Annotated in this window: 12 protein-coding genes; 9 read left to right on the top strand and 3 right to left on the bottom strand. The window is 70.8% G+C overall.

What is annotated here, in order from left to right:
* Positions 1–58: 58 nt before the first annotated feature.
* From AB0J66_RS30225 to AB0J66_RS30195, 7 genes are all read left to right on the top strand, one after another.
* On the top strand, positions 59–388 hold the full coding sequence (locus AB0J66_RS30225) for a hypothetical protein (RefSeq protein ID WP_364667677.1): 330 nt from the start codon (positions 59–61) through the stop codon (positions 386–388).
* A 16-nt stretch (positions 389–404) separates the two neighbouring features.
* A complete protein-coding gene (locus AB0J66_RS30220; protein WP_364667674.1) occupies positions 405–1,160 on the top strand; it encodes a GNAT family N-acetyltransferase in 756 nt (251 codons plus the stop codon).
* 175 nt (positions 1,161–1,335) lie between these two features.
* Positions 1,336–2,751, top strand: a complete 1,416-nt coding sequence (locus tag AB0J66_RS30215) for an FAD-binding oxidoreductase (protein WP_364667671.1) — start codon at positions 1,336–1,338, stop codon at positions 2,749–2,751.
* 13 nt (positions 2,752–2,764) lie between these two features.
* Positions 2,765–4,585 (top strand): BTAD domain-containing putative transcriptional regulator, encoded by a 1,821-nt coding sequence (locus AB0J66_RS30210; protein ID WP_364667668.1) that lies wholly within the window; start codon positions 2,765–2,767, stop codon positions 4,583–4,585.
* Positions 4,586–4,847: 262 nt separating this feature from the next.
* Entirely contained in the window at positions 4,848–6,392 is a 1,545-nt protein-coding gene (locus AB0J66_RS30205; RefSeq protein ID WP_364667666.1) for a long-chain fatty acid--CoA ligase, read from the top strand.
* Between the two features lie 146 nt (positions 6,393–6,538).
* Complete coding sequence (locus tag AB0J66_RS30200; protein ID WP_364667664.1) at positions 6,539–6,883, top strand: discoidin domain-containing protein; 345 nt, start codon at positions 6,539–6,541, stop codon at positions 6,881–6,883.
* Positions 6,884–6,893: 10 nt separating this feature from the next.
* The gene (locus AB0J66_RS30195) at positions 6,894–8,033 is read left to right on the top strand and encodes a discoidin domain-containing protein (RefSeq protein WP_364667662.1); all 1,140 of its coding nucleotides are present in this window, start codon (positions 6,894–6,896) and stop codon (positions 8,031–8,033) included.
* A 55-nt stretch (positions 8,034–8,088) separates the two neighbouring features.
* Here the strand turns inward: AB0J66_RS30195 and AB0J66_RS30190 are convergent, their stop codons facing one another.
* Together AB0J66_RS30190 and AB0J66_RS30185 are read right to left on the bottom strand one after the other, a co-directional pair.
* Positions 8,089–9,675 (bottom strand): right-handed parallel beta-helix repeat-containing protein, encoded by a 1,587-nt coding sequence (locus AB0J66_RS30190; RefSeq protein ID WP_364667659.1) that lies wholly within the window; start codon positions 9,673–9,675, stop codon positions 8,089–8,091.
* 206 nt (positions 9,676–9,881) lie between these two features.
* Positions 9,882–10,739: a helix-turn-helix transcriptional regulator gene (locus AB0J66_RS30185; protein WP_364667657.1), complete on the bottom strand. Its 858-nt coding sequence runs from the start codon at positions 10,737–10,739 to the stop codon at positions 9,882–9,884.
* 113 nt (positions 10,740–10,852) lie between these two features.
* On the opposite strand from AB0J66_RS30185, the gene AB0J66_RS30180 reads away from it, so the two are divergent.
* Both AB0J66_RS30180 and AB0J66_RS30175 read left to right on the top strand, forming a co-directional pair.
* A complete protein-coding gene (locus AB0J66_RS30180; protein WP_364667654.1) occupies positions 10,853–12,253 on the top strand; it encodes an MFS transporter in 1,401 nt (466 codons plus the stop codon).
* An 80-nt stretch (positions 12,254–12,333) separates the two neighbouring features.
* The gene (locus AB0J66_RS30175) at positions 12,334–14,187 is read left to right on the top strand and encodes an acyl-CoA synthetase (RefSeq protein ID WP_364667652.1); all 1,854 of its coding nucleotides are present in this window, start codon (positions 12,334–12,336) and stop codon (positions 14,185–14,187) included.
* Between the two features lie 114 nt (positions 14,188–14,301).
* On the opposite strand, the gene AB0J66_RS30170 is transcribed toward AB0J66_RS30175, so the two are convergent.
* A complete protein-coding gene (locus tag AB0J66_RS30170) occupies positions 14,302–14,607 on the bottom strand; it encodes a hypothetical protein (RefSeq protein WP_364667650.1) in 306 nt (101 codons plus the stop codon).
* Positions 14,608–14,623 lie beyond the last annotated feature (16 nt).

Raw genomic sequence — 14,623 nt, 5'->3', positions numbered from 1 at the left:
CCGGTGAACCTGATCGACGGGAGCACGTCGTACGGCAAGGAGGTTCCACGCGGCGGGGGTGGCGCTGCGCGGGACCTCTCAACCGCCGGGAACCGGGCCGGGGACGGACTGGCCCGGTTCCCGCGCTGGGCGTTGTGCCAAGCGAACGACTTGCCGGGTCTCGTCGGCGCTGATCATCCGCGACGTCGCGAACATCGCCTCCGGCAAGATGATCAGCACCCTCGCCGTGGCCGCCGTGGCCATCGGCATAACGAGCGACGAGCGGGACCGGGTGTACTTCAATCCCTTGGTCGCGCAGTCCTGGCTGGCGGGGGAGGCGACCGTCTCATCCCGCTGCGGTGAACAACGGCATGGCCCGGCCGTCGTCCGGATGACGGCAACACGATGAAGGGACCGGGTCTGAGGTGGAATTTTCAGATGCGGTGGCGGACGCGTATTTCGACACGGTTCGCCGCTTGTCCGAGGCGGCGTCATCGCCGGTCCGGCAGCAGGGGGACCACGGCGTGGAGCTTATGGTGAGCGGCATCCCGCTGGCCAAGTTCAACGGCGTCTATCACCACCGTCGCGAGACGTATGCGGGCGAGGTCGACCGGCTGGCGGCGGTGGTGGCGCAAGCCGACATTCCGTGGTGCATCCACACCCGGGCCGAGCCGACCCCCGAGATCCGCGCGATCGCTGCCCGGTGGGGCCGCACCGAGCAGAACCGCACACCGACGATGGTGTGCCGGCCGGGTGACCTGCGTCCTGCCGGCGATCCTGCGGCCGACCTGGACATCCGGGTGGTCGGGTCGGCCGCGTACGGCGCCTATCTCAGCACGTTCGTCGGCGGTTTCGAGATGGCGGAGGACATCGCCGCCACGCTGATGCCACCCAAGCTTCTCGACCTTCCGGGCGCGACGGCATATCTCGGGTTTGTCGCCGGACGCCCGGTCACCACCGGGTACGGCATCCGCAGCGGCGACTTCGTCGGCGTCATGAACATCGCCACGGAGCCCGCAGCGCGACGCCGCGGGTACGGCCGCAAGATCACCGAGCGGATCGTCCGGGACGCGTTCGACGACGGAGCCGTCGCCACGTACCTGCACGCGTCCGAGGACGGCTTCCCCGTCTACGAGGCGATGGGCTTCAGCACTCTCGAGACCTGGACCTACCTCGTCTGAGCCGGCGTATACGCCGTCGAGCGCTGGCCATCTCGCTGATCGGGGTGTCCGGAAGCGTGCTGGCCCTGCGCCGGTCGGCGCCCGCGACCGGCCCTCCGCCGTCCGGCCCCGGCGCCGGCCGGGCCGTCAACGTTTCGTCTGCGCCACGTCGGCGCACCACTGATCAACTGGAGTCATGGTGAATGCGATGAACAACAACTCGGCCGAGATCGACGACCTGGCGGGGCGTGTCGCGGGTGTCGTATTGCTGCCCGGTCAGGACGGGTACGCGGAAGAGTGCGCGATGTACAACCCGGCCGTGGCCAACAACCCGGCCGTCGTCGTGGGCGCCGCCGGACCGGCCGACGTCCAGGCCGCGCTGGCGTTCGCGAAGGCGCACGATCTCGCGGTGGCGATCATGAATACCGGTCACACCAGCGCCGTCGCCGACGACCGCACCCTGCTGATCACGACGCGCCGGATGGACGAGGTCGTCATCGACCCGTCGGCCCGCCGGGCCCGTGTGGGAGCCGGTGTCCGGTGGCAGCAGGTCGTCGACGCCGCGGCGCCGCACGGACTCGCGCCGCTCAACGGCTCCTCACCGCTCGTCGGTGTCGTCGGTTACACGCTGGGCGGTGGCCTGAGCGCCACGATGGGCCGCAAGTTCGGCTGGAGCTCCGACCACGTCACCGCGCTGGACGTCGTCACCGCCGACGGAACGCTGCGGCACGCGGACGCCGAGACCGAGCCGGAACTGTTCTGGGCTCTGCGCGGCTCCAAGAGCAACCTCGGCGTCGTCACCGCCATCGAGTTCGAGCTCTTCCCGGTCACCCGTCTGTACGGCGGGGTGCTCATCTTCCCGGGCGACCAGGCCGAGGCCGTCCTGCGGGCGTACGCGGACCTGACCGCCCAGGCGCCGGACGAGCTCACCACGTCGATCGCCTTCATGCGGCTGCCCGACGTGCCGGTGTTCCCGGAGCCGTTGCGCGGCACCTTCACCGTGCACGTCCGGGTGTCGTTCCTCGGCTCCGCCGACGACGCCAACACGCTGCTGAAGCCGCTGCGGGCCGCCGCGCCGGTCGTGATCGACACCGTCGCCGACATGCCCTACACCGACTTCGCCGCCATCTACTCCGACCCGGAGAGTCCGGCCCCCTTCGCCGAGAGCACGCTGAGCCTGCCGCCCCTGACCCCCGACCTGGTCACCGCGCTGATCGAGGCCATCGGCCCGCAGGCCGACGTGCCCGCGAACATCATCGAGCTGCGTCATCTCGGGGGTGCGCTGCACGACACCCCGGCCAACGCCGGTGCAGCCGGGCTGCGGGAGGCCGAGTTCGTGCTCTGGGTCGTCACGGTCGGCGTCCCGGAGCAGACCGCCCCCGCCGTGCACTGGATGGGTGAGCTGTTCACCGGGCTGAAGCCGTGGGCCCTGGAGGGCAAGCACCTCAACTTCATCGGGCAGGAGGACCTCGGCCCCGAGGCGGTCCGGGCGGCCTACCCGGCGCAGACCTATGACCGCCTGGCCCGGGCGAAAGCAGCCTACGACCCAACCAACGTCTTCCACCTCAACCACAACATCGTGCCGTCGGTCACGGACGCCGAGGGCCGGTGAACTTTGCGGGTGGGTGCCCGTCGTAACCCGCATGGTGTCCTTCTCGCTGCTGGGGCCGGTGCGACTGATCACGGACGCCGGCGACGTGCCGCTTGGTCCTCCGCAGCAGCGCGGGCTGCTGAGCCTGCTGCTGCTGCGGAAGACGCCGGTGCCGATCGACGACGTGGTGGATGCGCTGTGGGGCGACGACCCGCCGCCGTCGGCGCACGGTACCGTCCGCACGTACGCCGCCCGCCTGCGCCACCTACTGGCGGCGGGCGGAGCCGAGTTGCTCAGGTCGGCCGGTGGATATCACATCGTGCGACATGCAGCGGGCCTCGACACCGACGAGTTCGACGGGCTCGTCGCTCAAGCTCGTGACGCCCGGCGTGCCGGTGACATCCCCGGCACCGCGGCGTTCCTGCGCCGCGCCCTGGAATTGTGGTCCGGCCCGGCGCTGGGTGGGGTGAAGGCGGAGTTCGCCGCGGCCCAGCGCACCCGTTTGGCCGAGTCCCGCCGGGCCGCCCGCGAGCAGCTGTTCGACGCGGAGCTGACCCTCGGGCGGCACGAGGAGATCTGCACCGACCTGGGTGCGGCGGTCGCCGAGCATCCGGTGGACGAGCGCCTGACCGAGCTGTGGATGACGGCGCTGTACCGCTGCGGGCGGACGGCGGAGGCGCTCGAGGCGTTCCGCCGGCTGCGCACCGCCTTGGACGAGGAGCTGGGCATCGAACCCGGTCCTGGACTGCAGCGGCTGCATCAGCGGCTGCTGCGAGGTGATGGGCCTGCCGTCGCCCCGGAGGCCTCGCCCGCGCCGCGCACCGTCCGCCCGAACCAGATGCCGCCGGACGTGCGGGATTTCACCGGCCGCGGCGCCGAGGTCGAGCGGTTGCGCCGGATCCTCACCGAGGAGGCGATACCGGTCGCCGGTATCACCGGCCTGGGCGGCTCGGGCAAGTCGACCCTGGCTGTGCACGTGGCTCACCTGCTGGCCGATCACTTTCCCGACGGCCGCATGTACCTGGATCTCGGCACCCGTCTGGGCCCCCCGGTCAGCGCCCATGACGCGCTGGGCACGTTGTTGCGCACGATCCAGCCCGGCATTGCCCTGCCCGAGACCACAGCGGAACGATCCGCACTGTGGCGAACGGTGACCTCGGGGCGGAGAATGCTGGTCGTCCTGGACGACGCCGCCGGCAGCAGGCAGGTGGAGCCGCTGCTGCCGGGATGCGCGCTGATCGTCACGGCGACGCGCCGGCTGCTCGAGTTGTCCGCGGTCGCCTGGCAGCGCCTGGGACCGCTGACCGAACAGGAATCCTTCCGCCTGCTCGCGGAGATCGCCGGCCAGGGCCGGGTCGCGGCCGAGCGTGAGGTCGCGCTCGACCTCGTGGCGGCCTGCTCCGGTCACCCGTTGTCGGTCCGGGTCGCGGCCGCCCGGCTGCTCGACCGGCCGACCTGGTCGGTCGCCGAGATCATGGAGCAGTTGGCCGACGATCTGCGCCAGCCCGTCGTCATGCACGAGGACTGCAAGATCGTGGACGAGCCGATCCGCCGGGCTGAGGCCCGTCTGGACCCGGTCTCGGCCGGCGTCTTCCGGCTCGCCGCGCTGGCCGTCTCGCCCCTTCGCAGCGTCGAAGAGGTCTGCGAGATGACAGGACTACCGCGGGCCCAGGCCCGCGCCGCCCTGGAAGACCTCGTGGACGCCCACCTGGTGGAGGCGGTCGACCGCGACACCTACCGGTACCCCGTGCTGATCCAGGCCTTCGCGCGTCGCCGCGCCGAGCAGGTCGAAGGGCCGCAACGCTGCCGTGAGGCGCTGGCCGCTCTCGCGCGACCCCTCATGCGAGTCGCCTGAACGTTGAACTCGGCCCGGGTCCAGCCGTCAGTTGGCGTGTAATCGTTGGTCCGCCGGAACGAGGGCGCCAGGGTCGCCGCCACACTGGCCGCCGATCGTCTGTCGCCCAAGCGGCCGCGGACGGACCGCGCCGCGGTCGCCGGAGGCGTCGTCGCCGTAGTCCTCCTGATCATGGCGGTCGCTGCTCCACTGCTGAGCAGGCTGGAGGGAAACCACAGGAGGTCGATATGCCAAGGCGTGGACGCGTACGGAGCATAGGGAAATGCTGAATCTGTCCATGGTGCTGGAGGACAGCGCCCGCACGCATCCGCACCGCGTCGCCGTGGTGCTCGGTGAGCAGCGACTGACGTACGCCGAGCTGGAGGCGGCCGCCAATCAGGTCGCCAACCTGTTGGTCGAGCGCGGTGTCCGGCCTGGCGACGCTGTGGCGCTGTCCTGCCCCAACCTGCCGTACTTCCCGATCCTGTACTACGGCATTCTCAAGGTGGGCGCGGTCGTGGTGCCGCTGAACGTCCTGCTCAAGGGCCGCGAGGTGGCGTACCACCTCAACGACTCCGGGGCCCGGGCCTACCTCTGTTTCGAGGGCGCCGACGACCTGCCGATGGCCTCCGAGGGGCACGCCGGCTTTCGTGCCGCGCCGGGGTGCGAGCTCTTCATGGTGATCACCGCCGACCCGGCGGCCGCCTCGCCGATCGAGGGTGCCGAGACGCTCGCGGACGCACTGCGCGGTGTCGGCGTGCGGTTCGACCCGGTGCAGCTCCCCGAGACCGACCCGGCGGTCATTCTCTACACGAGTGGCACGTCCGGGCAGCCGAAGGGCGCCGAGCTGTCGCACAGCAACCTGCTGTTCGGCGCCATCGCCACGGTTCGGGCCATCGACGCGACCCCGGCCACCGACACCCACCTCGCGATGCTGCCGTTGTTCCACTCGTTCGGCGCCTCGGTGCACATGAACGCCGCGTTCGCCACGGCCGCCACCGTCGTGCTGATGCCCCGGTTCGACGGCCGGGAGGCCCTGGTGCTGCTGGAGAAACACCACGTGACGTTCCTGGCGGCGGTGCCGACGATGTACTGGGCGATGGTGAACGCCGTGTCCGGCGACGTCGACGTCACCCGGATCCGCGAGCAGCTGCGCATGGCCGTGGCCGGCGGTTCGGGGATGCCGGTGACTGTCGCCGAAGCGTTCCACGAGCGGTTCGGTCTTCCCGTGCTGGTCGCGTACGGCCTCACGGAGACCTCACCCGGGGTCATGAGTCAGCGGGCGGAGGCCCCACGGCTGGGCTCGGTGGGCAAGCCGATCTGGGGCGTCGAGGTGAAACTGATCGACGAGCGCGGCGCCACGATCGACGCGCCGGATCAGGTCGGGGAGATCGCCATCCGCGGGCACGGGATCATGCGCGGCTACCACAACCGGCCGGAGGCCACCGCCGAGGCGATGCGGGACGGCTGGTTCGTCAGCGGAGATCTGGGAAGGCGGGACAAGGACGGCTACTACTTCGTCGTCGACCGGGTGAAGGATCTGATCATCCGGGGCGGCTTCAACGTCTATCCCCGGGAGGTGGAAGAGGTCCTGATGAGCCACGGAGACGTCTCGCTGGCCGCGGTCATCGGCGTGCCGCACCCCAGCCACGGCGAGGAGATCAAGGCGTTCGTCATCCTCCGGCCCGGCGCGACGGTCACCGCGGACAACCTGGTCGCCTGGAGCCGGACGCAGATGGCCGCCTACAAATATCCGAGGATCGTCGACATCGTCGAGTCGCTGCCGATGACCGCGACCGGGAAACCGCTCAAGCGAGCCCTGAGCTGACAGGATTCTTGCCGGAAAACCGTTATTAGGTACCCCTTAAAATTGCCACGCAATTTTGCCTTCCGAGGTGTCGGCGGCTCAACGTCGGGGCCGGGGAAGCGCCCCTTTCCGGCGGCTTCCCGGCACTGTCATCCTCGGGAGAAATCATGGCCGGCGCCACTATTTCCTCGTCCGGGCGGAGTGGATCGCGCACCCGCTGGTCGAGCGCCTTCGCCGACCCGCAGTGGCTGCAGGTCGACCTCGGCGGCACCGCCACGCTCAGCAAGGTGACGATCGACTGGGAGGCCGCGTACGCGACGTCCTCCACCGTCTCGGCGTCAGCCGACGGCACGACGTTCACCACCCTCACGCCGGTGACCACCGGCAAAGCGGGGGTGCAGACCCTCGACCGGCACGGGGCGGGCCGGTACGTACGTCTGACCAGCACCGCCCGTGCCACTCCGTACGGTGTGTCGCTCTTCGAGTTCGGGCAGCAAGTTCGGCACCGGTGAGATCGAGACGATGACCGACAGCACCAGCAACGTCTTCCGGGACGGCCAGGGCCACCTGGTGCTGCGGGCGCTGCACACCGGTTCGGACCCGCGGTCGGGCTGGACGTCGGGCCGGATCGATACACAGGCGGCCACCTTCGGCGCCGCCCCGGGCGGGGTGGTACGGATGGAGTCGCGGTTGCAGCAGCCCGACGTGACCACGGCGAACGGCGCGGGCTACTGGCCCGCTTTCTGGATGCTGGGTGACTCGCTGCGCAAGGGCGTCGTCTGGCCCACGAGCGGCGAGATAGACATCCTGGAGGACATCAACGGGCGCAGTTCGACGTTCGGGACGTTGCACTGCGGCGTGAACCCGGGCGGCCCCTGCAACGAGTCGACCGGCCCCGGCAGCGGCGAGCGCGCCTGCCCGGGGTGCCAGACCGGGTTCCACAACTACGCCGTGGAGATCGACCGGTCGAAGAGCGTCGAGGAGATCCGCTGGTATCTCGACGGCGTCCTGACCTTCACCCTGCCGCAGACCCGGGTGGACGCCACGACGTGGGCCGCCGCCGTGGACCACCCGTTCTTCATCATCTACGACCTGGCCATGGGCGGCGGCTTCCCTGACGCCTTCGGTGGTGGCCCGAACGCCGCGACGGTGTCCGGCGGCCAGATGACCGTCGACTGGGTCGCCGTCTACAACAAGGGCCCCGGCAGCGGTTCCGGTGCGACCACGCCGGTCTCGCCGTCACCTTCGCCCGCCCCGGGCAAGCCGGCGACCGGCGGCACCGATCTGTCCCTGCACCGGCCGGCGACCGCTTCGTCGACCGAGAACGCCGGCACGCCCGCCTCCGCGGCGACCGACGGCAACGCCCGTACCCGCTGGTCGAGCGCCTTCAAGGACCCGCAGTGGCTCCGTGTCGACCTGGGTGCGCGACACACGATCACGAAGGTGACCCTGAACTGGGAGACGGCGTACGCCAAGGCCTTCACGATCCAGACGTCCGACAACGGGTCGACCTGGCGGACCGTCCACACCACCACCAAGGGCACGGGCGGCACGCAGACGATCGCCGTGTCCGGAGCGGGCCGGTACGTCCGTATGAAGGGAACCCGGCGATCCGGCCAGTACGGCTACTCGCTGTGGAGCCTGCAGGTCTACGGCTCCTGAGCGAACCGGGCCGGCACCCCCCCCGCCATGAGCGGGGGGTGCCGGCCCGGTCGTCTCAACTCACGACGAGATTGAATTTCGAGCCGGTGCCGATCCTCTTGGCGGTGGCCTTCAGATCCGCGGTGCCCGAAGCGCCCGCCGTGACGTAACGGTTGTTCGAGGCCGCTCGCAGGCTGACCGTGCCGTCGCTGTTACGGATCAGGGTGAACCGGGTGGCGGCGGTGACCGAGTCCTGGTCCGGGATGAGCCCGTCGGCGGTCACGTCGACGAACTTCTGGTTGGCCCGGGAACGCAGAGCCACCGTGCCGCCGCCCCCGTCGGCCAGCAGGTACTTCTCCCAGTCACCCGCGGTGTCGCGGTTGGGGTTCAGCGGCACGGCGCCGCCGAAGTCGGCGCACACCCATTTGTGGCTCACGGCCGACCGCAGCGAGATGGTGGCTCCGGCGGCCGGCAGTGGGTCGGTCGCCTTCTGTTCGGTCAGGCCGAGCAGGAAGTCCAGCTTGCCGTCCTGGAAGCCGTCCTGCAGCGTGCTGCTGGTGACCTTCTGCTTGAGGAAGCCGCTCGGCTCGGAGACGGGACCACCGCAGTCACCGTTCGGCAGGCCGACGTGCTTGGAGTTGTCCACGTTGCCGGTCACGGTCCAGTTGCTCACGCCGTTGACGGCGTAGCCGTACCCCATGTGGTCGCCCTCGAGCACGTTGCCGGTGACCGTGCCGCCCCGGTTGATCGCCGGGTTGCAGGCCCACGTTCCCGGGCCCATCGCGATGCCGATCTTGATGAGCGCGCCCTCCGCCCGGATGGTGTTGTCCTTGACCACCGTGCCCTCGTAGTCGCCGCCGGTCGGAGCGAAGTCGACCATGTTGATGCCGCCGAGCAGGACGCGGTTCCGGGCGATGATCGTGTTCTTGCTGATCGTCGAACCCGGGGCGCCGAACACGACGATGGCGCCGTCGGTGGGGTCGGTGATGGTGTTGCCGGTGACCGTGCTCGTCCCGCAGGCCAGGGAGACGCCGTCCGCCCATTGCCCGCCCGTGGAGACACCGGACGGACCGATCTCGTTGTCGATGATCTTCGCCTGCTGGCAGTTGGGCCGCCCGTCGTGGACCACACCCTCGGCGATGTGCAGCGCGGACCAGCCTCGCGGATCGCCGATCTTCGCGTTCTGCACGGTGATGCCCTCGGTGTCGCCGCCGAGTTCCATGAGCCCCCCGCCGCCCTCGATCCGGCCCAGCGCGGCCCGCCGGCCGTCGACCTGGATGTTGCGGATCGTGATCCGGCTCTGCCCGCCGCCCTCGATGGCGGTGCTGGTGGTGGCGCCGACCACCCGCAGCAGGGCCCGGGTGCCATCGCTGGGCAGGCCGGCGGTCTCGATGTGCTGGCCGGCCGCGGTGAAGCGGACGGGACCGCTCAGGTCGAAGACCGCGCCCGGGCAGAGCGACGCGACGGCATCCGCGCCGTCCAGCGCGTCGTTGATCGTCTTCTCGGTGCCGGACTGCAGGCAGCTGTCGGCCGCGTGCGCGAAGTTCTGCCCGACGACCGCGAGCCCGGCTGCGACGACCGCGACGGAGGCGCTGATGACGAGACCTTTTCGGCGCCGCCGTGGTCCCCGCTCGGCGGTGGTGGACGGTGCTGATTGTGGCATTGCTGAACTCCCGATGAACTAAAACGTCGTCGCGGACGCGACGTCGTCGGCCAAGATAGGCAAAGCGGAAGCCGGCAACCAAAGACTTAAAGGCATGATAAGCAAATTGAACGGAGCAATTCAGGTGGCCCGGCAGAGCCTTATTCAGACGTGGGAAAAAGCCGAAAGTTCATCGGCCGCGCGATAATTCTCCGCAGCGTCAGCGGTCAGTGGCCGTCCTTTTCGACCAGGTTCAGCACGGCCGTACGGGTGTGGTCGTCCACCGGAACACACGCCATGATGCGGCAACCCGGCATGTCCTCGACGTCGAGGCTCACGGTGCTGAACGCCAGGCGCCCCGCCGTCGGATGGCGGAGGACCCGGTGACCGGCCGCCGCGGTGGCCACGTCGTGCCGTTCCCACAACTGAGCGAACTCCGGGCTCCGCGCGCACAGGTCCTGGACGAAGGCGCGCCATTGAGGGTCGTGCAGATTCTCGACGTACGCGGAGCGGAAGGCGGCGACCAGGCGCGGCGCCTCACTCTCCCAGTTCTCCACCCGCCCCCGGATCTCGGCGTCGGTGAAGCAACACCACAGCAGGTTGTAGTGCCCGCACGGCGCCGAGTAGAGCGTGCGCACCATGGTCTCCCAGGTCCGGTTCCACCACAGGATGTCGAAGCGTTCGTTGACGAGCATCGCGCCGATCGGGTGCATGGCCGCCACCACCGCGCGCACCTGCTCGGGAACGGTGGCGTCGTCCACCCGGGGCAGGTGCGGGGGAGTCGGCCCGCCGGCCAGCCGGTAGAGGTGCTGGTGCTCGGCCGGGTCGAGGCGCAGCGCCCGGGCCACGGCGTCGAGGACCTGCGTGCTCACGTTGATCGCCCGGCCCTGTTCGAGCCACGTGTACCAGGTCACCCCGACGCCCGCGAGCTGGGCCAGCTCCTCCCGGCGCAACCCGGGTGTTCGCCGGCGACCGCCGTCCGGGAGTCCCATCTCGGCCGGGGAGAGCCGGGCCCGGCGGGCTCGAAGGAAATCCGCGAGCTCGGCTCGGCGCGCCGTACCCGGATCGGCTGTCGTGACTGTCATCGGATGACCTCCCGGGTGTTGCCGATACCAGGATAAACAGGCTCCTGGCACCGCGGCGCGGCCCGAGGCACGGTCGCGGCATGGCACTTCAACATGAGACAACCCTACGACCGGTGACGGCCGCGGATCCGGGCCGATCCCGCTGGGCGGCCCTCACCCTGCTCGTGATCGGGCTGTTCATGGTCTCCATGGATGTGACGATCGTAAATGTCGCCCTGGGCGCCGTGCGGACCGGTCTGCACGCCTCCGGCGCGACCCTCGAACTGGTCGTCTCGGGTTACACCGTCGCCTACGCGATGCTGCTCATCACCGGCGCCCGGCTGGGCAGCCTGTTCGGCGCGCGGCGCCTGTTCGTCACCGGCCTGGTCCTGTTCACGCTCGGTTCGCTGGTCTGCGGTCTCGCTCCCGGAGCGGTGGTGCTCGTCGTCGGCCGCTTCGTGCAGGGAGTGGGCGCCGCGGCGACGGTCCCGCAGATCCTCAGCGTCATCCAGCAGCGTTTCCAGGGCGCCGACCGGGCCCGGGCGCTGAGCGTGTACGGCGCGACCATGGCCTCCGGAATCGTTCTGGGGCAGGTCCTCGGCGGTGTCCTGGTCTCCGCCGACATCGCCGGTCTCTCCTGGCGCCCGGCATTTCTGATCAACGTGCCGGTGGGGGTCGCGGTCGTCGCCCTCACCCCCCGATTCATTCCGGCCACCCGGGCCGCCCGCGGCCGGCGGCTCGACGTCGCCGGTCTGCTGACCGGGGCCGCCGGGATCCTGCTGATCGTGCTTCCGCTGGTGCTGGGGCGTGAGCAGGGCTGGCCGGTCTGGAGTTTCGTGACGATGGCCGCCGGCGCCGTCGTGCTCGCCGTCTTCGTCGCCACCGAGCGGCGGGTGGCCGCCCGTGGCGGCGACCCGCTGCTCGACCTGCAAGTGCTCCGCTCACCGGGCATGGTCGGTGGGCTCTGCGCCCTCGCTGCCGGGATGATCGCCTACGGCGGCTTCCTCTTCGCCACGTCGCTGCACCTGCAGACGGCACTGGGCGACAGCGCCCTGCATGTCGGCTTGGTCTTCGCCCCCATGGCCCTCGCCTTCGGCGCTCTGGGGTACGCGTGGCGGCTGTTCCCCCGGGCCCTGCACGCCTGGGCGCCGACGGCCGGGACGCTCGTCGCGGGCGCCGGCTATCTGCTGATCGCGCTGGCGCTGCGCGGCGGCGGTCAGGATCTGCGCCTGCTCGTTCCGCTGATGCTCCTGACCGGTGCCGCCACCGGGCTCAGCTTCAGCCCTCTGCTGACCCAGAGCCTGGTCCGGGTGCCGGTGGACCGGGCCGCCGACGCCAGCGGCATCCTGGCCACGACCCAGCAGCTTTCCCAGGTCATCGGCGTGACCGTGCTCGGCGGTCTCTACCTGGACCAGGCCGGGCCACGCCTGCCCGGGCCCGCCGCGGCCGAAGTGCTGGGTGCCTGTGCCGGGGTCGCGGTGCTCGGTGTCATCGGCACGCTGGCGCTCAGCCGGCAGGTCCGGCGGACCGGCTGACGCGTACGGATTCCGGTCGAACCTACCGGGGGCGCGTACGTCGAACGGAACGTCGATGAATTGTTGTGAGAGGCCGTCCAATGAAGCCTGTTCTCGATCCCGCGCTGGTGGAAAAGGAAGACCTCGCCACCCGGGACCTCCCCGGCAGCACGTACGCGCTGCTCGAACGCGGCGCCGAGCACTTCGCCGGCCGGGTGGCCCATGTGCTGCCGGCCGGCCGGGGCGAGCCACCGGAGCCGGTGACGCACGAGGAGCTGCTGGGCCGGGTCACCCGGGTCGCCAACGCCCTGCACCGGCTGGGGGTGACCCGCCGCGATCCGATCGGCCTGCTCGGCCCGAACACCGGTGAGCTGCTCACCGCGACCCTGGCGGCCGAGGCGGTGGCCATCGCTCAACCGATCAACCCCGCCCTGGACCCGGAGACCATCGAGGCCATGATCCGGCTGGCCGGGACCACCGTCCTGATCGCGGCCGGCCCGGAGATCAGCCCGCAGCTGTGGGCGTCGGCCGTGCGCCTCGGCGAGCGGGCCGGCCTGGCCGCGGTGCTGGCCCTGCGCCCGGTGGGAGCGCGGGAGGACCGGCCCGCCCTGACCGGGGCCGGGACCGGGACGAAGGTGGCCTACTTGGAGGAGCTGGCCGCCGACGAGCCGTCCGGTCACCTCGTCGCGGAACGGCCGGGGCCGGACGACATCGCGGCCTACTTCCACACCGGGGGCACCACCGGAACGCCGAAGCTGGCGGCGCACACCCACGCCAACGAGGTCTTCGTCGCCTGGGGTCTCGACGTCACCTCCGAGGACCCGGACCTGACCATGTTCAGTGGTCTGCCGATGTTCCATGTCAACGCGGTGCTGATCTCGATGATCTCACCGGCGTACACCGGCGCCCGGGTGGTGTGGGCCGGTCCGCTCGGCTTCCGGGATCCGGAGCTCTATCCGGCGTTCTGGCAGCTGGTGGAGCGCTACCGCATCAGTTTCGTGAACGCGGTGCCGAGCGTCTACGCACGGCTGGCCCAGGTCCCGGTCGACGCCGATCTGTCGTCGCTGAAATTCGTGGTCAGCGGGGCCGCCCCGCTGTCCGACAGCATCCGGGAGGCCTTCGAGCGCCACACCTCGGTCCCCATCTGCGACGGGTACGGGCTGACCGAGGCCGGCGGCGTGTCGGCCCGGATCCGGCCCGGGCATCCCCGTCGGGGATCGGCCGGGCTGCGCCTGCCCTACCAGCGGATGCGCGCGGTCAGCGTCACCGGCGGCCGCCCGCTGCCGCCGGGGGAGACGGGCATCATCACGATCGACGGTCCCGGCGTGTTCCCCGGCTACGTCACCGTCGGGCCGGACGGCGCCCGGACCCTCGACCCGATGGGCAAGGTGGCCGGCGGCTGGCTCGACACCGGGGACCTGGGGCATGTCGACGCCGACGGTTACCTCTACCTCACCGGCCGGTTGAAGGACGTCATCATCCGCGGCGGCCACAACATCGACCCGGCGCTGGTGGAGGATTCCCTGCTGAGCCACCCGGACGTCACCGGCGCCTCGGCGGTCGGCCGCCCCGACGCGTACGCGGGTGAGGTGCCCGTCTGTTACGTCTCGCTGCGCCCCGGCGCCACGGTGACCAGCGAGGAACTGGTGGCCTGGGCCGCCGGGCACGTCGCCGAGGCCGCCGCCGCGCCCAAGGCCGTGTACGTCATGGCCGAGCTGCCGGTCACCGCCGTCGGCAAGGACTTCAAACCGGCGCTACGGGCCGACGTCGTCCGCCGGGTCGTCCTCGCCGAGGTCCCGGGCGTCGATGTCGTGGTCCGGATCGAGGATGGAACGCCCGTGGCGACCATCCGCGCGGACGACTCGCAGACCGAGGCGATCGGCGCCGCGCTCGCGAGTTACTCCTTCGCCTGGCGGATCGTTCCGCCCTCCGAGGAGATGGCCGGACAGAGATGACGCTCTCCTGAACTCGGGCCCGTCCACGCCGTCTTCACTGTAGAGGCGCCGCATGTCCCCCCGTTCGTGCGGCGCCTCCACCGGCGTCAGGCCCGGCCCGGTCGCCAGACCCAGTCACGGCTGGTCGACAGGGGGCGAAGCCGAGTCGCACCATGTTGTCGTAGGACTGGTTCGCCCCCGGCGGGGCCGGTCCTCGACGTCGACGAACAACCAGCGGACGCCCAGCTCGGCGGCGGCCGCCGCCGAGCGCGCGGCGCGCATGGCCGACTGCGCGCCCTGGCGGCGGTGAGCGGGCAGGGTGACGGCACCGCTGAGCTCCGCGGCCTCGCCGGCCACGATCAGGACCGAGGCGGCGACCACCTCCGCACCCGCCCGGGCCGCATAGGCGATGGTTGCCGGCCAGGCTGAGACACCGATCACCGCTGCCCGCGCCGAA

The organism is Actinoplanes sp. NPDC049598 (genome assembly GCF_040675435.1).
GTDB lineage: Bacteria > Actinomycetota > Actinomycetes > Mycobacteriales > Micromonosporaceae > Actinoplanes.
Note: the sequence above shows the minus strand (reverse complement) of the source record. Positions and strands in the feature narration are given on the sequence as shown.

Coding starts and splice junctions, on each gene's coding strand:
- AB0J66_RS30215 (WP_364667671.1), top strand. CDS start 1,336: ATGGTGAATGCGATGAACAACAACTCGGCCGAGATCGACGACCTGGCG.
- AB0J66_RS30205 (WP_364667666.1), top strand. CDS start 4,848: ATGCTGAATCTGTCCATGGTGCTGGAGGACAGCGCCCGCACGCATCCG.
- AB0J66_RS30200 (WP_364667664.1), top strand. CDS start 6,539: ATGGCCGGCGCCACTATTTCCTCGTCCGGGCGGAGTGGATCGCGCACC.
- AB0J66_RS30195 (WP_364667662.1), top strand. CDS start 6,894: ATGACCGACAGCACCAGCAACGTCTTCCGGGACGGCCAGGGCCACCTG.
- AB0J66_RS30190 (WP_364667659.1), bottom strand. CDS start 9,675: ATGCCACAATCAGCACCGTCCACCACCGCCGAGCGGGGACCACGGCGG.
- AB0J66_RS30185 (WP_364667657.1), bottom strand. CDS start 10,739: ATGACAGTCACGACAGCCGATCCGGGTACGGCGCGCCGAGCCGAGCTC.
- AB0J66_RS30175 (WP_364667652.1), top strand. CDS start 12,334: ATGAAGCCTGTTCTCGATCCCGCGCTGGTGGAAAAGGAAGACCTCGCC.